This is a genomic window from Sediminibacterium soli (assembly GCF_009939225.1).
GTDB classification, from domain to species: Bacteria; Bacteroidota; Bacteroidia; order Chitinophagales; family Chitinophagaceae; genus Sediminibacterium; species Sediminibacterium soli.
Map to the genome: position 1 here is coordinate 301,196 of NZ_JAACJR010000003.1, position 15,399 is coordinate 316,594.

A 15,399-nucleotide genomic window follows, 5' to 3' on the forward strand; every position below is an offset into this window, starting at 1 on the left:
TATACCAAATAGTATGAACAAAAAAGCATTGTTGGGATTGGCTATTGCGTTGCTCCTGCCCGTTGTCTGCTATGTGATACTGAAATATGCCAGCGATGATGCGGTTGATATTCCCCGGCATTATTTCTATGATACGGTAACAACGCGAACGGTAAACGGCCGCCTGGAGGAAGACACCGCCTGGCATGTAACCAGGAATATCCGCCTCGTAAACCAGCTTGGCGATACGGTGAGCCTGTATGATAAACCCGGCAAAATCATTGTTGCGGATTTTTTCTTTACCCATTGCGGAGGCATCTGCCCGCAGCTCACGCATAATATGTCGCGGCTGCAGCAATCGTTCAAACGCGGCGGAAATCCAAGACAGAAGCTCGATACATCCGTTGTGCAGTTCCTGTCTTTCTCGATAGACCCCGAACACGACAGTGTGCACGTGCTTAAAGACTATGCAGACAAATTCGGCGTGCTGCACGATAACTGGTGGCTGCTGACCGGTAACAGGGATTCGATATACCGGTTCGTATTCGAGGAAATGAAAGTGGACAAGTACAGCGAAGCGCCCATCAGCCCGGATTTTATTCATACCAACCGTTTTGTGTTGCTCGACAGGGAATACCGGGTACGCGGTTACTATAACGGGCTTGATACCGTATCGCTTGGCAAACTGGCCCGCGATATCGGCGTGCTGATGCTGGAAAAAGACGATCGGAAAAAAAGCACCGTATTTCAGCAGATCGTAGACCTGAGCTGGCTGTGGCTGGTGGTTGTTTGTCTTGTGATATTCTTTCTTTTGTACCTGCGCAGCCGGAGAAAGGAGTAATGGTTTGATACGCCGAAATGCCCTCAACTGTTAAACTATTCAACAACCAACAATTAACCATTGCCATGCTTCCTCCTACCATTGATAAGAACGATAAACAGGCCTTCTGGCTGATCGGTGTATTTTCCATCATTGTTTTTGGGGTTATCGTACTGCTGGGTCGTTATAAGCTCGAGGTAGACCTGAGCTTTGACGTGCATATTTTCGCACTTGTCAACGCCATCCTGAATTCGGTTACCGCACTGTTGCTGGCAGCGGCTTTATGGGCGGTGAAATCGGGGAAATATATACTGCATAAACAGTTAATGATGACAGCGCTCTTACTGTCGGTATTCTTTCTGCTGTCCTATATCACACACCACCTGCTGGCGGGAGATGCAAGATTCGGCGATGCCAATCACGACGGCAATGTATCACCCGAAGAGCTGGCCGTGGTTGGAAGGATGCGCACCGTTTATTTTTTCATTCTTGGAACGCATATCGTGCTGGCGGCGCTGATCCTGCCTTTTATCCTTTATACAGCCTACCGCGCGCTTACGGCGGAATTCGATAAACACAAAAAGCTGGCAAGAATCACCTGGCCCCTGTGGTTTTATGTGGCCGTCACCGGGCCGGTTGTTTATCTGATGATCAGTCCTTATTACAGGTGATATCCGGCAATTCCTCCGCAACCCTCCGTGTATTCTAAGTTCTTTATTTAACCAAATATCTTTTACTAAGGTGCCATTGGATTGGTTGGTGTTTATGCAGGCCATCGGGGGTCTTGGCTTCAGCGATGCGCGGTGATAGCAAAGCTTGCGTTTCGTATCGCCCCGTGTTCCTCCGTGCCCCTGTGGCTCTGTGTTGAAACTGTGTTTCGGCTACCTCCCGGTTCAATAACCTGATGGTCAGGATTTTTTTCAACACAGAGCCACGGAGTTGCACAGAGATTTTTATCCGTGTTCCTCTGCATCTTTGTGTATAGTAATCGCCAATACGCCATTTCACCAACCCCCCAACTCAACAGCCGGATCCCAGAATTTTTTTTCGAAGTCAACGATCGTATCGTCTTTTACTTTGATCTTTTCTTTCGCCAGCAATTCTTCCATCTGCGTGGGTGTGGCAAAATGCGCTTTGCCGCTGAGCATGCCGTTCCGGTTTACCACACGGTGTGCAGGTACCTTTGGTTTTGCGTGGAAGGAACCGTTCATCGCCCAGCCCACCATCCTAGCGCTGAGTTTGGCGCCCAGATAAGCGGCTATGGCGCCGTAGGAAGTAACGCGGCCACGGGGTATCTGTCTCGCCACATCGTATACCTGTTCAAAAAACGAACTGTCTTTTTTCCCGCTCGGCAGAACGGTCTTCAGTTTTCCGGTGGTTTTTTTGGAGGCGGACATGGCGGAGATTGTAAGGCAATTTACACATGGCGGGGCGTAAATAAAAATAGCCAGACCCGCCTGCATAAGCCCGACTGATCACCGCAGAAAGACTGCTACGAACCGGTATGCCGTATGCGTTGCTGACGAAAGCGGTTAACCGGGTTTACCACGTAACGGTTAATCAACGCCGATAACAACAAAGTGATCCCGATGGTAAGCATAGTCACAGGCAGGGATCTCAGCGTGGCGGTTTGACTGTTGGTCATGCTGACCGTTTGCAACACCAGCATATGCGACAGGTATACGGGATAGGATAGCTCACCGAGATAGTTATCAAAAGGAATCTGTTTGGCCAGGTTGATCAGGAAGGGAATGGCGAGAAAGACAAGCGAAAGATAGCCGGTTTTTTTACCCGCCAGCTCGGGAATGGTGCTGTAGAGAACGGTGACACCGGTCAGCAATACAAATATTGCCAGGCTGAGCGGATACGAAGGCGGTTTTGCTTTCAAAAACCGGTAGAACCTGTAGGCAATATTGCCTGCGAGGAAAAGCAGCAGCTGCGAAGGGAGGAACCGGAATACCCAGGGATCGTAGCTCAGGTGCAGCGAATGGACCAGATATCGTCTTAGGAGATAGCTTGCCAGCATACACAACGCAATCACATACCATTTACGTTTTAGCAGCAAAGGAGCAAGCAGATAAAATACCAGTTCTATACCCAGCGACCAGCCCTGCGGTATCACCAGGAAATTGAACAGGAAAGGATAGGTCTTCATAAAATCTGCGGTAAAGAACAGATCACCCGTTGCTTTGTTCAGCCCGAAAAAAGAAACGATATCCTGTCCGAGTATGGCCAGGTTGCTGAAACCCAGGAACGCGATCCCCGGCCAGTTCATATTGAAATGAACAATATGGTAAAACACCAGGATCGGGGAACCGGTAACAAACCAGAAAAACAACTGCATCAGCACCGCAAGCAATAGCACCGTCCAGTAGGCAGGGTATAGTTTCAATAAACGGTTGCTGATAAATAATGCATACCCTCCGTTGACACCGGTATATTTTGTGTCGAGGATCAGCGACATATAAAAACCGGAGATGATAAAAAACGCTTCCACGGCCACACCGCCGCCCACGAACTGGTACCCTTCGGGGTTGGCATGAAACAGAACAACAGAAATGGCTAACAGCAACCGGAGTAATCCCATTGTTGGTTATGGATTAGTGGATTATGGATTAGCGCATTTGCGGATTAGTGGATTTTCGTTGGTTCTTTAATCCGCCAATCCACTAATCCGCTAATCCGGAATATTGTTCTTGGCAGCCAGCAACTCGCTTCTCCTCGGCTCCGGCACGGCCTCATAGTCATAAGGACAATGTTTGCATCCGTTGCCGCAGCAAAACCCTTTTTCGAGATGGAACTTTTCTGTCAGCACCATAAAGCCCTGCTCGTTATAGTAAAAATCGATTCCCTCAATCAGCTTGCTCACGGAACATTTGTTTTAACACCTCGTCTTTTTCAACAGGAAGATCCCTGTTGATCCGGAACCGGAGGTAGTGGATGCGGTTGCTCTGCGCAATATCAAGACCTTCGTAATGCGTTTTGATGGACAGTTCCTGGCTGATATCGTCCTGTGCATATACATTGTATGACTGTATAACGATCTCCAGGTTGAACAGATCAATCACGGCCAGGGTAAAATGGTACAGATCAGGACTGTCTGTTTTCAGGTGCACCAGGCCGTCTTTTGCCAGCACTTTTTGGTACAGACGCAGGAAACGCGGATGGGTAAGCCGTTTCTTTGCTCGGGAGCCGCGCAATTGCGGGTCGGGAAAAGTGATCCATATTTCGGATACCTCCGCCGGTTCAAAATAATCGGTGAGTTTATCGATATGCGACCGGATAAAAGCCACATTGCGCAAATCTTCCTCAAGCGCTGTTTTGGCGCCGCGCCAGATACGGTTGCCTTTGATATCGATGCCGATAAAATTCCGCTGCGGGTATAATCTGCCCAACCCAACCGCATATTCCCCTTTGCCGCAGGCCAGTTCCAGTGTAAGGGGAAAGTTGTTTTGAAAGAAAGCCTGCCATTTTCCTTTCATGTTCTGCGGGTATTCCAGCACATTCGCAAAATGCCTGATGGCTTCAAACCGGATCAGTTTTTTTTGTCCCATCCTGCAAAAATAAAGTTTCGCAACCAAGCAAACGTTGCGATCCGCGGCAGGCAGCCGATAAGATGCGTTTAGTATGCCGAAGGGGTTATTCAGCTGCCTTTTCCCGCCAGCGCTTTCAGCACGATCTGCTTGGGAGGCAGGGAAAGCAGGGTGGCGGCTTCAGTAACCAGTTCCTTGCAGCCGTCCATCGTAAGCGATATGGCATGCGATTCCTCCGAATCCCATAGCTCGGTCACCCAGATACAGTCCTCATCCGTTGCATGAACGTTAATGATATACAGCTTGCAGCCCGATGCGGTGGAAACGATATCGTTCGCTTTTTTCAACAGCGTTACCAGGTCTGTCCCTTTACCCGGATGTGTAATAAACTGGGTGTACAATGCATGATGTGCCATAAAAACCGGTTGTTTCTCAGAGCAGCAAATAATGTGCCCGCAGCCTGCCGATCCGCCTGGCGGTGCGGGCATGGGAATTGTTTGTTCATTCAAAAAACGGATGAAAAAAAAGGTATCACTGGTGGTTGTTTTTTTGTGCTGGTGTGGCGCTGCGCTGCCGGCGCAGAAGAACAAAACCGCCTATAACGAACACAAAGAACATATCCGGAACGAATACCGGCAGCAGATGCTGTCGATCGCAAAGAATAAAAAGCTTACAAACGAGGAAAGAAAATACCGGCGCGATGCGGCCATCGATCAATACCTTACCGATAAAAAAGCAAATCGTATTGCCCATCGCCGAAAGATCAGCCATGCGGAAAACCCGCTGCTGAACCGCAAGAGACCTAGAGAATAAACGACTGCGCACCGGTGAAAAACAAAGCCACGCGTAAGGCGTGGCTTGCTGCTGCCGGGGGGAGCAGCTTTATATGCTCATGTGTCAAAATCGGTATTGTCGAAACCGGTACGCAAAATAACCCCTGCCCGGTGAGGATGTCCCTAATCATTTACGGGATGCTGTTGTACCCGGTTGGTTGCAGGCTGTAGTCTGCCGACTACATCAGATGCTCTGGAACAGGTTGTGCTCGATGGCATACCGCACCAGGTCTGCGTTGTTCTGCAGGGCGAGTTTTTGCAGCAGCCGCGTACGGTACGTGCTGATGGTGTGTACGCTCAGCGAAAGTGTTTCGGCGATCTCTGAAACACTGCTGCCATGCGACAGGTATTTGAACACTTCGTATTCTCTTTCCGAGAGCTGTTCGTGCAGGGGCCGGTCATCGTGAACCGACAGGGAGCTGGCCAGTATATCCGCCACTTCGGGGGTGATGTATTTTTTGCCGCTTAGCAGGCTCTCAACCGCCTTGATCAGTTCTTCGGTGGATGCCTGTTTGGTGAGGTAACCGGATGCGCCCATCTTGAGCGTGCGCAGCGCATATTGTTCGGCAGGATAGGAGCTTAACATAAGGATGGGTACGCCGGGCACCAGTTGGTATAGTTCCTTTACCAGTTCGGCGCCGGTTCGTCCGGGCATCGAAATATCAGAAATGATCAGGTCCCAGGTGCCGCGCACCGCTTCGCGCAGCAGTTCGGCGCCGTCCGACACCTCGGTGACAGTTGCATGCGGATAGTGGTTTTTCAGCAACAGGGCAATGCCGCTTCTCATTACCTGGTGGTCATCAGCTAATAAAAACTTCACTTTCGTATCGTTTTTGAAAAGTTATGCCATTGGATTATCTCCACCGGGGGAATTGGATACCTGCAATGTACAAAATAAGGTCTTCGAAAAAAGGCAGCCGGGCTGGCAATTCCGCTGCTTCTTTGCGCCTTTCTGCACCCGCGTTCCGCACCCGGTTCCTCTTTTTGCGGACCCCGGAACAAACCTGCCGGTATAACCATCGTTATTTCTTTTATATGTTTTCTGATGATAACTCATTGATAATAAGCAACATTTCGATTTTGTCGGATGTATCTAAAAACAATTCTGCGGCAGATGTTGGGTAGTCGTATTGCTGTATTTGCAAAAGTTGCCTGTCAACCTCTTTGTATTCAGTAGATGATTGAAACGATCAGCCTGCTCTACCCATGGCCATAAGCCTGCTTCTGGCTATTTCATCGCTGCGGGGTATATGCGCAGGTATACCTGGCCGGCCATGGGCGCGCTGCCATACAGTGGCGCCAGCCTGTTGTCGGGAAAATAGACACTCAGTTGCCCGCCCAGGGCAAATTTTGTCTTGCCATGCTGGAATATATCGTAAGCCGCGCCTGCCGTTACAGCATGAATGGGGTACAATACATTTTCACCAAAACGCGCAGGACTCAGGTTTAGCTCTTCCGTGGATTTTTGTACCCACTCATAACGTGCGTACAGATTTGTTTTGTCTACGGTATGCGTGCCTTCCATCAGTATGGCGTTCTCTTCCCTGTGACCAACCGGTTTGTTCATACCCCATAAAGCGGTGATATTCGTCATTGAATTACGGTTGCCTTTTGCACTGAAACTGGCAGAAGCTGTTGTACGGTTGATGTCTTCCTCCGGATGCAGCGCTTCGGGCGACCTGATAAAACCATGCGACACCTGTAGTGCCCATTTGGCATTGGGGTTGTACGACACACGCCCGCTCCAGCTGTCTAAACGCGGCCGGTCAAAACCCCAGCGGTGTTCATCGGGCTCCCTGCCGGTAAAAGAAGAACCTTCTATTTTCCAGTTTTGATAGCGGAACCCAAGCGTTGCCACGCCAAACGTAATATGCGTGGCATCCACCCAGTGATGGGTAAGCGGCGCGTCGGGATTAAAGAACCCCGATGGTCTGTGCACATAGGCGGAGGGCCCCATCGCCGGCTCGCCGGGATAACCTGCATACACGAACAGATCTGACCGGGGCGAAAGCGCATATGCATAGCTGACCGACAACTCCGAAAACAGGTCGTGCGGATGCTGCCGGTCTACCAATGGCTGCCCGCGATAGGTTTCACCCGTCTGGAATAACAGCGGATAACCGCTGGCGCCAACCGTCAGCGGGTCCAGCGAGAACATAGTACTGAAATGAAACAGGCCCCTGCTGCCCACATTTCTTTGTCCCATCAGCATTGCCATATTGGGTGCATCGAACTGGTTGCCGCCGCGGGAACTGGTTTTGCCGAACAGATCCTGCTTATTGTAGCGGAGATAGGCTTCGCCATGCAGCATATACATCCATTCGCCGGAATGGAACATATAGGCATACACCGGCGAATTATCGGGCAGCCAGGAAGTGCCGGAGCCGTTTCTTGTCATGGGCAGGTTGCGGGAAAACGCATGAGACATGCCCATACCCCTATGCCCTTCCATCGGCATGTTCCTGTGCTGCATTTGGGTGTGCTGTTCGTGTTGCATCGCATTCTTCCCGGGAGCCGCCGCAGGTTTATCCATGGTTCTGTGCCGCGGCATTTTTGCCGGCGCGTGTTGCACGGAATCCTTCTTCGGCGTGGCCGCAGGCTTGGCCGGCGTATGATGCATATGCTGCGAAAGGGCGGGTAAGGCAAAAGCCGGCAGCAGTAAAACAAACAGGAAACGTAGCATGGCGGTTGGTTGATGGATAATAAATCGGGGCATTGACAACCACCACGCGCCCGGTATTTTACCGGTCAGGCTTTGTTTGGGAGCGATAAAAGCATCCCGCAATACCCTGGTATGGCGTATTTGTCAAGCAGGTAAGGCGCAGATGGTACCGCTAACCGGACACCAAAACTATGCCAGCCGGCAGGCAGTTATTGTTCCTTCTCCTCCGGAGGCGGGATGAATTTTGAAAAGAACCCCTGCTGCGGTATACCTGGTTTTTACAGCCACCCCGGCCCGGGGCATGACAGGACAGGATAGTGCGGCTGTACGAATTTTTAAATTGTTGTGCAATAGATTGCTTGACCATAATCTGAATGCCCCCGCCCCCGCACTCCCGGCGGCGCCATGCGTTGAAATTACCGTCAAACAATCTTCCTGTTATTCTTAGAGCTTGTTTAGAAATGTTCCGGGCTACAAAGCCTGCGCTGGCAGCACAGCGTCATCCTTTTAAACAGTCCTTGGTGAATTTTTCAGGTGTGTTGCCTGAAATCCGTCCTGTTAAAAAAAGGGCCGACCGCAGACATGAATTGCGTTTCTGGCTGGCCCGGTAAAAAATCTTCAATTTCAAAACCAACTGCCGTATGAAAAAAAGGTGTCCATTGCCTCAGCGTATGTTCTTCGCATGCGTTTTCCTCCTGACCATTTCCCAACTGAGCCTTTACGCACAGAAACCCGCATCCCGTATTGTTGACGGTGTGGTTTCGAACGAAAAAGGCGAAGCATTGCAGGGAGTGGTGGTAGAAGTTAAAAATTCAAACACAAGAACGCTTACCGACCGCGCGGGAAAATTCAGTATCGCCGTTGCAGGCGGAAAAAATGCAGAGCTGGTGTTAACCTACACAGGCTATGCAGACAAAGAAGTAAAACTTACCGAGTCTTCCAGTAACCTCAACCTGGTGTTATCGCCGGATACCAAGGCGCTTGATGATATCGTGGTGGTGGGTTATGCCGCCGTTAAAAAAAAGGATGTTACGGGTTCTGTTGCCGGTATCAGCCAGACCGATATCAGGTCGCGTCCTGTTGCCAATGCCCTGCAGGCCATGCAGGGTAAGGTGGCCGGGGTGGATATTACCTCTAACGAACGTCCCGGACAGGTGGGCAGCATCACCATCCGCGGTGTGCGCTCGTTAACGGCTTCCAATTCGCCGCTGTTTGTGGTGGACGGTATTCCGCTGATGACGGGTGGCATCGACAATATCAACCCCAACGATATCGAATCGATCGATATATTGAAAGACGCGTCAGCCACTGCCATCTATGGCTCCAGGGGCGCAAACGGCGTGGTCATCGTGTCAACAAAACAGGGAAAAGCAGGCAAAGCGGTGCTGAGCCTGAACAGTTCGGTTACCATGGAGAACCTGCGGGATAAAGCGCCGATCATGAATGCCTCGGACTATATCACTTTCCGTCGCTGGGCGTATTATTACTCCAACCCGGCATTGTACCCGAGAGGAGATCAGCCCAATATCACCAACGACCAGAAAATATTTCTGGCCACCAGCGATCCTTCTGCCTGGTCCAATATTGCCAGGGGCTGGGCCGGTGGTACCTGGGACGGATCAAAAGTGATGACAACCGACTGGGGTGCCATGGTAAAACAAACAGGCATCACCACCGACCAGACGATCAGCGTAAGCGGCGGGTCTGACAAGATCAAAGCCTATGCCTCTTTTGGTTACCTGAATAACAAGGGCACGGCGCACGGACAGCAATTCACCAGGTATTCTGCTAAATCAAGCGTTGATATTAACCCCACCAACTGGTTCTCCATGGGAAGCAATATCAATGTGTCTTACAGCGTGCAGGAATTTGGCCAGTCTACCACCGGCGCCACCACGGTTTCTTCCAGTTCGGGTATCTATGAATCATCGAGGGCGCTTTTCAGGTATGCCGTGCCGTATGATTCTCTGGGTAACAGGATCCAGTATCCCGGCGGCGATGTGGCTTTTAAAACGGTTGCCGACGAATGGAATTTTACACAGGATCAGCGTGTAACACTCCGCGCTTTCGGAAGCCTGTATGCACAGGTAAACCTCGGCTCCCTCATACCGGCGCTGAAAGGCCTCAGGTACCGCCTGAATTTTGGTCCGGATTTCTCTTATTTCCGCGACGGTATTTATGTAGACGGACAATCGGTGATCAGCAGCGGCGCCAATTTTGCTTCCTTAAGCAAGAACCAGACTTTCTCTTATACGCTGGACAATCTGTTGTATTACGACAGGGTATTTAACAAACACAGCGTAGGTCTTACCCTTCTGCAAAGCGTTACCAAATATAATTTCGAGGCGAGCGCCATTGCAGCAAACGGTATTCCTTTCTCTTCGCAGAAATGGAATGCGCTCACACAGGCCAATATTCCTTCCGCCAGTCTTTCCAGCTACAGTTCCTCGTTAACCGAGAAACAATTGCTGTCGTATATGGCCAGGCTGAATTACGGGTTTACGGATAAATACCTGTTGACCGTATCTGCGCGTCTCGACGGTGCTTCGCAGCTGGCCGAGGGACATAAATATTCGCTCTTCCCTTCAGCCGCCCTGGCCTGGCGTGTGAACCGCGAGAATTTTATGCGGCAGGTTTCCTGGATCAACGACCTGAAACTGCGTCTGGGTGCGGGTGTCACAGGCAACTCTGCCATCGATCCCTATGCAACCAAAGGTGCGGTTACGCCTTTGTTCTATCCTTTCGTGACCAATATTACGTCCGGCTCGCTTCCCTCTTCGGTACTGGCCAACCAGTCGCTGGGATGGGAAAAGACCACACAGTATAACCTCGGTATCGATTTCAGTCTTTTCAACAGGCGTGTAAGCGGTACCATCGATGCCTATACTTCCGATACCAAAGAGCTGCTGATGCAGCGTTCCATTCCTACAGTGACAGGGTACAGCACTACGTATGCCAACATCGGTCAAACAGCCAACAAGGGTGTTGATTTCAGCCTCAGCACCATCAATATCTCGAACAGGAATTTCCAGTGGGCCACAACGTTGAATGTGACCTGGCAGAAAAGCCGTATTGTATCGCTGTCGAACGGAAAACAGAACGATATCAATAACAACTGGTTTATCGGTCAACCCATCGGTGTGATATACGGATACCAGTCTGCAGGTCTCTGGCGCGACAGCGTGGAGATGAACAAGTTCAACGCCAACGGAAGCAATTTTACCCCGGGCAATATCAGGCCTGTTGACCAGAACGGCGATTACAAGATCGATGCCAACAACGACCGTGTGATCATCGGTAACACCAGGCCCACCTGGGTGGTTGGTATGACCAATTCGTTCAGCTATAAAGGGTTTGAACTGTCGGTATTCCTGTACGGAAGACTGGGTTATATGTTCAGCACCGGCGGTGAAGCGCAGGTGGGCCGTTCCAACCAGCGGCAGATCGATTATTACACGGAACTGAACAAAAATTCGGAGTGGCAGAAACCGATCTATACAACGGCAACAGGCGATCTGTATACCGCTTCCCTGGGGTACAGGAATGCATCCTTTATCAAGATCCGCAATATTTCCATGGCGTACACATTCACCGGGAATGCGTTGAAGAAAATGGGTATGTCCAGTCTGCGGGCCTATTTCCAGGTGGCCAATCCGGGTATGCTTTTCTCGAAGATCAAGTGGCTGGATATGGATATCAACAGTGCTTCATACAACCGTGGGTTCACATTTGGGATCAACGCCGGATTTTAATCAAACCTAAAACGTTCAATCATGAAAAGATATCAATTCTTCAATATACTGCTTGCCGCCGGACTGATGCTAACGGCTTCGTGCAAGAAAACATTCCTGGATGAGAACCTGACCACGGCCAGGGGCATGGATTTTTACAAGACCGAAGCGGGCATACAATCGCTGGCCACCGGAACCTATTATTATGTCTTCAACACACCGTTCAACGGCGAATGGACCTTCTGTAATACCAATTACGGAACCGATGAGTTTCATGTGGGCGGCGATGCATCCAACGGTGTATGGAATGCTTACGATGCAGGTTTACGTTCGATCATTCCTGCGCTGAACGGTAATACAATTTCGGCGAATGTGCAGTGGGACAATGCGTATATCGGCATCGGGTATGCCAACCTGCTGATCCAGAATGCGTCGACCAGCACGTCTACCTCGGATGCCGTTAAGAAAGTGGCGCTGGGCGAAGGGTATTTTTTCCGCGCCTACAATTACCTGAGGCTGGTGAGCCAGTATGGAGGCGTTCCTTTGAAAACAAAACCAAGTACGGGTATTGAACTCGAGTTCACACGCGCAGCGGCCAAAGATGTGTATGCACAGGTGATAGCCGATTTCCAGAGCGCCTATAATCTCCTGGCCAACACCGGTGGTCCTTCCAGGATCACCAAAGATGCGGCGGCGCATTACCTGGCCAAAGCCTATCTTTTCCGCGCCAGCGAAGTCAACGATTCCTGGAATGCGTCTACCAAAACCGCCGACCTGCAGGCCATCGTGCCGCTCTGCGATGCGGTGATCGCCAATCACCCGCTGGCACCTGATTTCGGCGACCTGTGGAAGTATACCGGTCCGGATGCACCCAATGAAAAACTCAGTGAGCTGATCCTGTCGGCGCAGTTCACTTCCGATGTATCCGCCAGCGGCGCCAATACACAGCACCTGTATTATATCGGCCGTTACGATGACCTGCCTTACATGCAGCGTGATATATCGGGCGACAGGCCTTACAGCCGGCTTGCCACCACCTATTATATGTACCGTATATATGATATGGTGAACGATTCGCGTTTCTGGAAAAGTTTCAAAACAAAACACAGGCTCAACAAGGCATCCGGTGCTTACGTAAACGGCGACCTGGGTATTATGTACGTGGTGAACCAGCCCGGCGATAACCGGTATGCAAAAATGAAACTGAACGATGTGGTGGTATACGGCAGAACAGGCAAGACCATCCCCAATGTGTACGTGGCTTACCCCGCGGGCGCTACGGCAGACGGGGCCATGTTTGCCGATGTGCGTTTTCCCTCGCTGAGCAAGTTCATGGACGGTTCACGCATAGCGCTGAACGAAACCAGGGGTTTGCGTGATGTGGTGCTGGCGCGTTCGGCCGAAACCTACCTGATCGCCGCCGAGGCAAGGATACGCCTGGCCAATGCCGGTGTTGGCGCGTATGCCGATGCGCTGCCGTACATCAATGCGGTGCGTGCACGCGGCCAGTACAGATCAGGCGAAGACCGTTCTCTGTATGCCGACGGCGGCGGGGCCTATACCGCATCGGCATCGGGCCAGAGCCCTGCGATCAACTCGTATTACCCCGAGAATTCTTACTATGAATCCAACAATATTCCGGTAACCACGGCCGCTTCCACCAGCCTGGCGGTAACGAATACAGCGACGCTGCCGGCAGGCGATGAATACGTGATCAGCAAACTGGGTTATGCAACGCCTTACGACAGGATGCTCTGCTTTCTGCTGAACGAACGCTCGAGAGAGCTTTGCGGCGAGTTCAAACGCTGGGAAGATCTTGCGCGTACAAAAACACTGCTGGCCCGGGCCCGGGCGTTCAATCCAGAAGCGGCCCCCAATATCAAGGATTTCCATATGCTGCGCCCCATACCGCAGACCTATCTCGATGGTATACAGGCATCGGGTGCGGCATTGACTTCAGACCAGAAACAGGCGCAGCAGAATCCCGGATACTGATCGGGGATAAGATAAAAGCCGTATCGTATCAGCGAACCATACGATCGGACGATCGAATTTTTTTCGTGCTGCAGATTGGTTTATTAAACAGGGCCGGGATTTTTCCCGGCCCGTGTTTTTGTTATCTGGAGGAGATCGAATAACGAACAAGGAATAATGAATAAGGAATGTCGAAGGCAGTTTTCAGCAGAGACCATCAAAACAAAAAAGCCTTGCAAATTTTTATCTGCAAGGCTTCGATTGCTTGTTGTGCTGTCGATGGACTATTGTGTATATGGATACCGGAAGATGACCGAAGAACTTCGGGATATGGAGTACCATATCAACCCGAAGAAAGTGTATCGTCTGATGAGAGAGAGCCACTTGTTGTGCGGGAAGCGTATAAAGGTTCAAGGCAAACGAAAATGGGTCCGGCATCGCCGTATTGAAGCCAGGGGGCCGATGGAGTATCTATGCCTGGATATCAAGTGCATTTGGGTGCAGGGGAAGGGCCGGTGGTATTACCAGTTAGCTATCATGGATGTTTACAGCCGCAGGATCCTGTGCTGGATCTTGCAGCGGAGCGTTCGCCAGAACGATGTGATCGCATTGATGCGTTGGCTCGATCTTCGTTTTGGTCTCAAAGGGGTAATCATCCGCAATGACAATGGATCTCAGTTTATCGCCCATAAAGTGCGTGAGGCTTTACAATCGATGGAAGCCCGCCAGGAGTTCACCCATGTGGCCACTCCTGAAGAAAACGCCTACATCGAGGCTTTTCACGCCATCGAGCAAAGTGAGTTAATCGACCGGCATAGCTTTTCAGGTTATTACGATGCCAAACAACATATTGGAAAATACATGCACTGGTATAACTGCCGGCGAAAACACGGAGCAATCGGCTTCATTACGCCAATGCAAAAATGGGCACAGGGATTATCCCGGACAACTGTTAGGCCACAATCGCAGCACGGTTCGGCTGGCTTGTCAAGGCCGGACAGCGCAGGTATGCGCGTGGCGTCCGCTTTGTATAGCCTTGACAAGGCGGACGAACCGGGCTATCTTTGCCTGACAGGTGACCAGGATAACGATCAGTTAGTAGCAAACCTTTTTGAAAAATCAGTCCAGTTTATCGGGGGTTAAGACAGTGGGCGCTATTTTCACAAGTCTAATGTTCCAGTTGAAATAAACAAGATAAAGGTTGTATTTGTTGATGCTTTAGTTGAAGAAGATATTTTATATTCAGGAATTTATGCTGGCTTTGAATATTCTTCTGAACAAGATGCAGTGGTTAATATTATTTTAAAGGAAGCACGAAAGAGGAAGTGTTATAAAACGGAAGCCGAAAATTCGTTTGGAAAGCCATCCGGGATAGACGGCAGTGTTTTTATTTTGCCACTTAGCAAAGTTTGCAATTTAAACGTTACCTATGGATACTATCATGCAAAAGAGGAAAGGTCAGCAGGTCAACTTCAAGAATCGAGTTCAGTAGCAGTATAACGCGGAGCCTAGGTGAATTGTTATTAGGTCAGCCATTCACGAATAAAAAAGCCACCCGCCTCTGAGGCGGGTGGCTTTTTTATTCGTGCTGTAGGGGGAGGGATCGAACCTCCACGGGGCAGTTAGCTATAGCGCAAAGTTCAGTGGTCGACCCTGGTCTCCCGGTATCGCTACCGGAAGGCTCTACACTACGTTTATCCTGGATTCCCCACCCCCGAGACAAGAGGGCATGTCTGCCAAAAATTTCATCACCCCACAGTATTGAGAAAGAACAACGGTCAATGGGTCTGCTGATCCGCGATTGACAATACAATATTAGTGCAAATTGGCCGTCTGTTACAAATATTTCAATGAAAAATTTAATAAT

General features: G+C 50.4%; 13 protein-coding genes. 6 read left to right on the forward strand and 7 right to left on the reverse strand.

Annotation, left to right across the window (positions count from 1 at the left end):
* The first annotated feature begins 13 nt into the window (after positions 1-13).
* Together GWC94_RS01390 and GWC94_RS01395 are read left to right on the forward strand one after the other, a co-directional pair.
* Entirely contained in the window at positions 14-820 is an 807-nt protein-coding gene (locus tag GWC94_RS01390; protein WP_161833212.1) for an SCO family protein, read from the forward strand.
* A gap of 65 nt (positions 821-885) precedes the next feature.
* On the forward strand, positions 886-1,470 hold the full coding sequence (locus GWC94_RS01395; protein ID WP_161833213.1) for a DUF420 domain-containing protein: 585 nt from the start codon (positions 886-888) through the stop codon (positions 1,468-1,470).
* Between the two features lie 333 nt (positions 1,471-1,803).
* Here the strand turns inward: GWC94_RS01395 and GWC94_RS01400 are convergent, their stop codons facing one another.
* From GWC94_RS01400 to GWC94_RS01420, 5 genes are all read right to left on the reverse strand, one after another.
* Positions 1,804-2,196, reverse strand: coding sequence for an MGMT family protein (locus GWC94_RS01400; RefSeq protein WP_161833214.1), 393 nt, complete (start codon positions 2,194-2,196; stop codon positions 1,804-1,806).
* 95 nt (positions 2,197-2,291) lie between these two features.
* Positions 2,292-3,386, reverse strand: coding sequence for an acyltransferase family protein (locus GWC94_RS01405; RefSeq protein ID WP_161833215.1), 1,095 nt, complete (start codon positions 3,384-3,386; stop codon positions 2,292-2,294).
* Between the two features lie 90 nt (positions 3,387-3,476).
* On the reverse strand, positions 3,477-3,668 hold the full coding sequence (locus GWC94_RS01410; RefSeq protein ID WP_317163407.1) for a DUF5522 domain-containing protein: 192 nt from the start codon (positions 3,666-3,668) through the stop codon (positions 3,477-3,479).
* Positions 3,652-4,353 (reverse strand): tRNA (guanosine(46)-N7)-methyltransferase TrmB, encoded by a 702-nt coding sequence (trmB, locus tag GWC94_RS01415; RefSeq protein ID WP_161833216.1) that lies wholly within the window; start codon positions 4,351-4,353, stop codon positions 3,652-3,654. The genes GWC94_RS01410 and trmB overlap by 17 nt, the downstream gene beginning before the upstream one ends.
* A gap of 89 nt (positions 4,354-4,442) precedes the next feature.
* Positions 4,443-4,748, reverse strand: a complete 306-nt coding sequence (locus GWC94_RS01420; RefSeq protein ID WP_161833217.1) for a putative quinol monooxygenase — start codon at positions 4,746-4,748, stop codon at positions 4,443-4,445.
* A gap of 100 nt (positions 4,749-4,848) precedes the next feature.
* Here GWC94_RS01420 and GWC94_RS01425 point away from each other — a divergent pair, with 100 nt between their 5' ends.
* Entirely contained in the window at positions 4,849-5,145 is a 297-nt protein-coding gene (locus tag GWC94_RS01425) for a hypothetical protein (RefSeq protein WP_161833218.1), read from the forward strand.
* Between the two features lie 204 nt (positions 5,146-5,349).
* On the opposite strand, the gene GWC94_RS16970 is transcribed toward GWC94_RS01425, so the two are convergent.
* Together GWC94_RS16970 and GWC94_RS01435 are read right to left on the reverse strand one after the other, a co-directional pair.
* Positions 5,350-5,985: a response regulator transcription factor gene (locus GWC94_RS16970; RefSeq protein WP_317163408.1), complete on the reverse strand. Its 636-nt coding sequence runs from the start codon at positions 5,983-5,985 to the stop codon at positions 5,350-5,352.
* Between the two features lie 408 nt (positions 5,986-6,393).
* Positions 6,394-7,848, reverse strand: coding sequence for a hypothetical protein (locus GWC94_RS01435; protein WP_161833219.1), 1,455 nt, complete (start codon positions 7,846-7,848; stop codon positions 6,394-6,396).
* A gap of 620 nt (positions 7,849-8,468) precedes the next feature.
* Between GWC94_RS01435 and GWC94_RS01440 the strand changes: the two genes are divergently transcribed.
* From GWC94_RS01440 to GWC94_RS01450, 3 genes are all read left to right on the forward strand, one after another.
* Positions 8,469-11,579, forward strand: a complete 3,111-nt coding sequence (locus GWC94_RS01440; protein WP_161833220.1) for a SusC/RagA family TonB-linked outer membrane protein — start codon at positions 8,469-8,471, stop codon at positions 11,577-11,579.
* 21 nt (positions 11,580-11,600) lie between these two features.
* Positions 11,601-13,553, forward strand: a complete 1,953-nt coding sequence (locus tag GWC94_RS01445; RefSeq protein ID WP_161833221.1) for a RagB/SusD family nutrient uptake outer membrane protein — start codon at positions 11,601-11,603, stop codon at positions 13,551-13,553.
* Between the two features lie 258 nt (positions 13,554-13,811).
* On the forward strand, positions 13,812-14,675 hold the full coding sequence (locus tag GWC94_RS01450; protein WP_262886243.1) for an IS3 family transposase: 864 nt from the start codon (positions 13,812-13,814) through the stop codon (positions 14,673-14,675).
* Positions 14,676-15,399 lie beyond the last annotated feature (724 nt).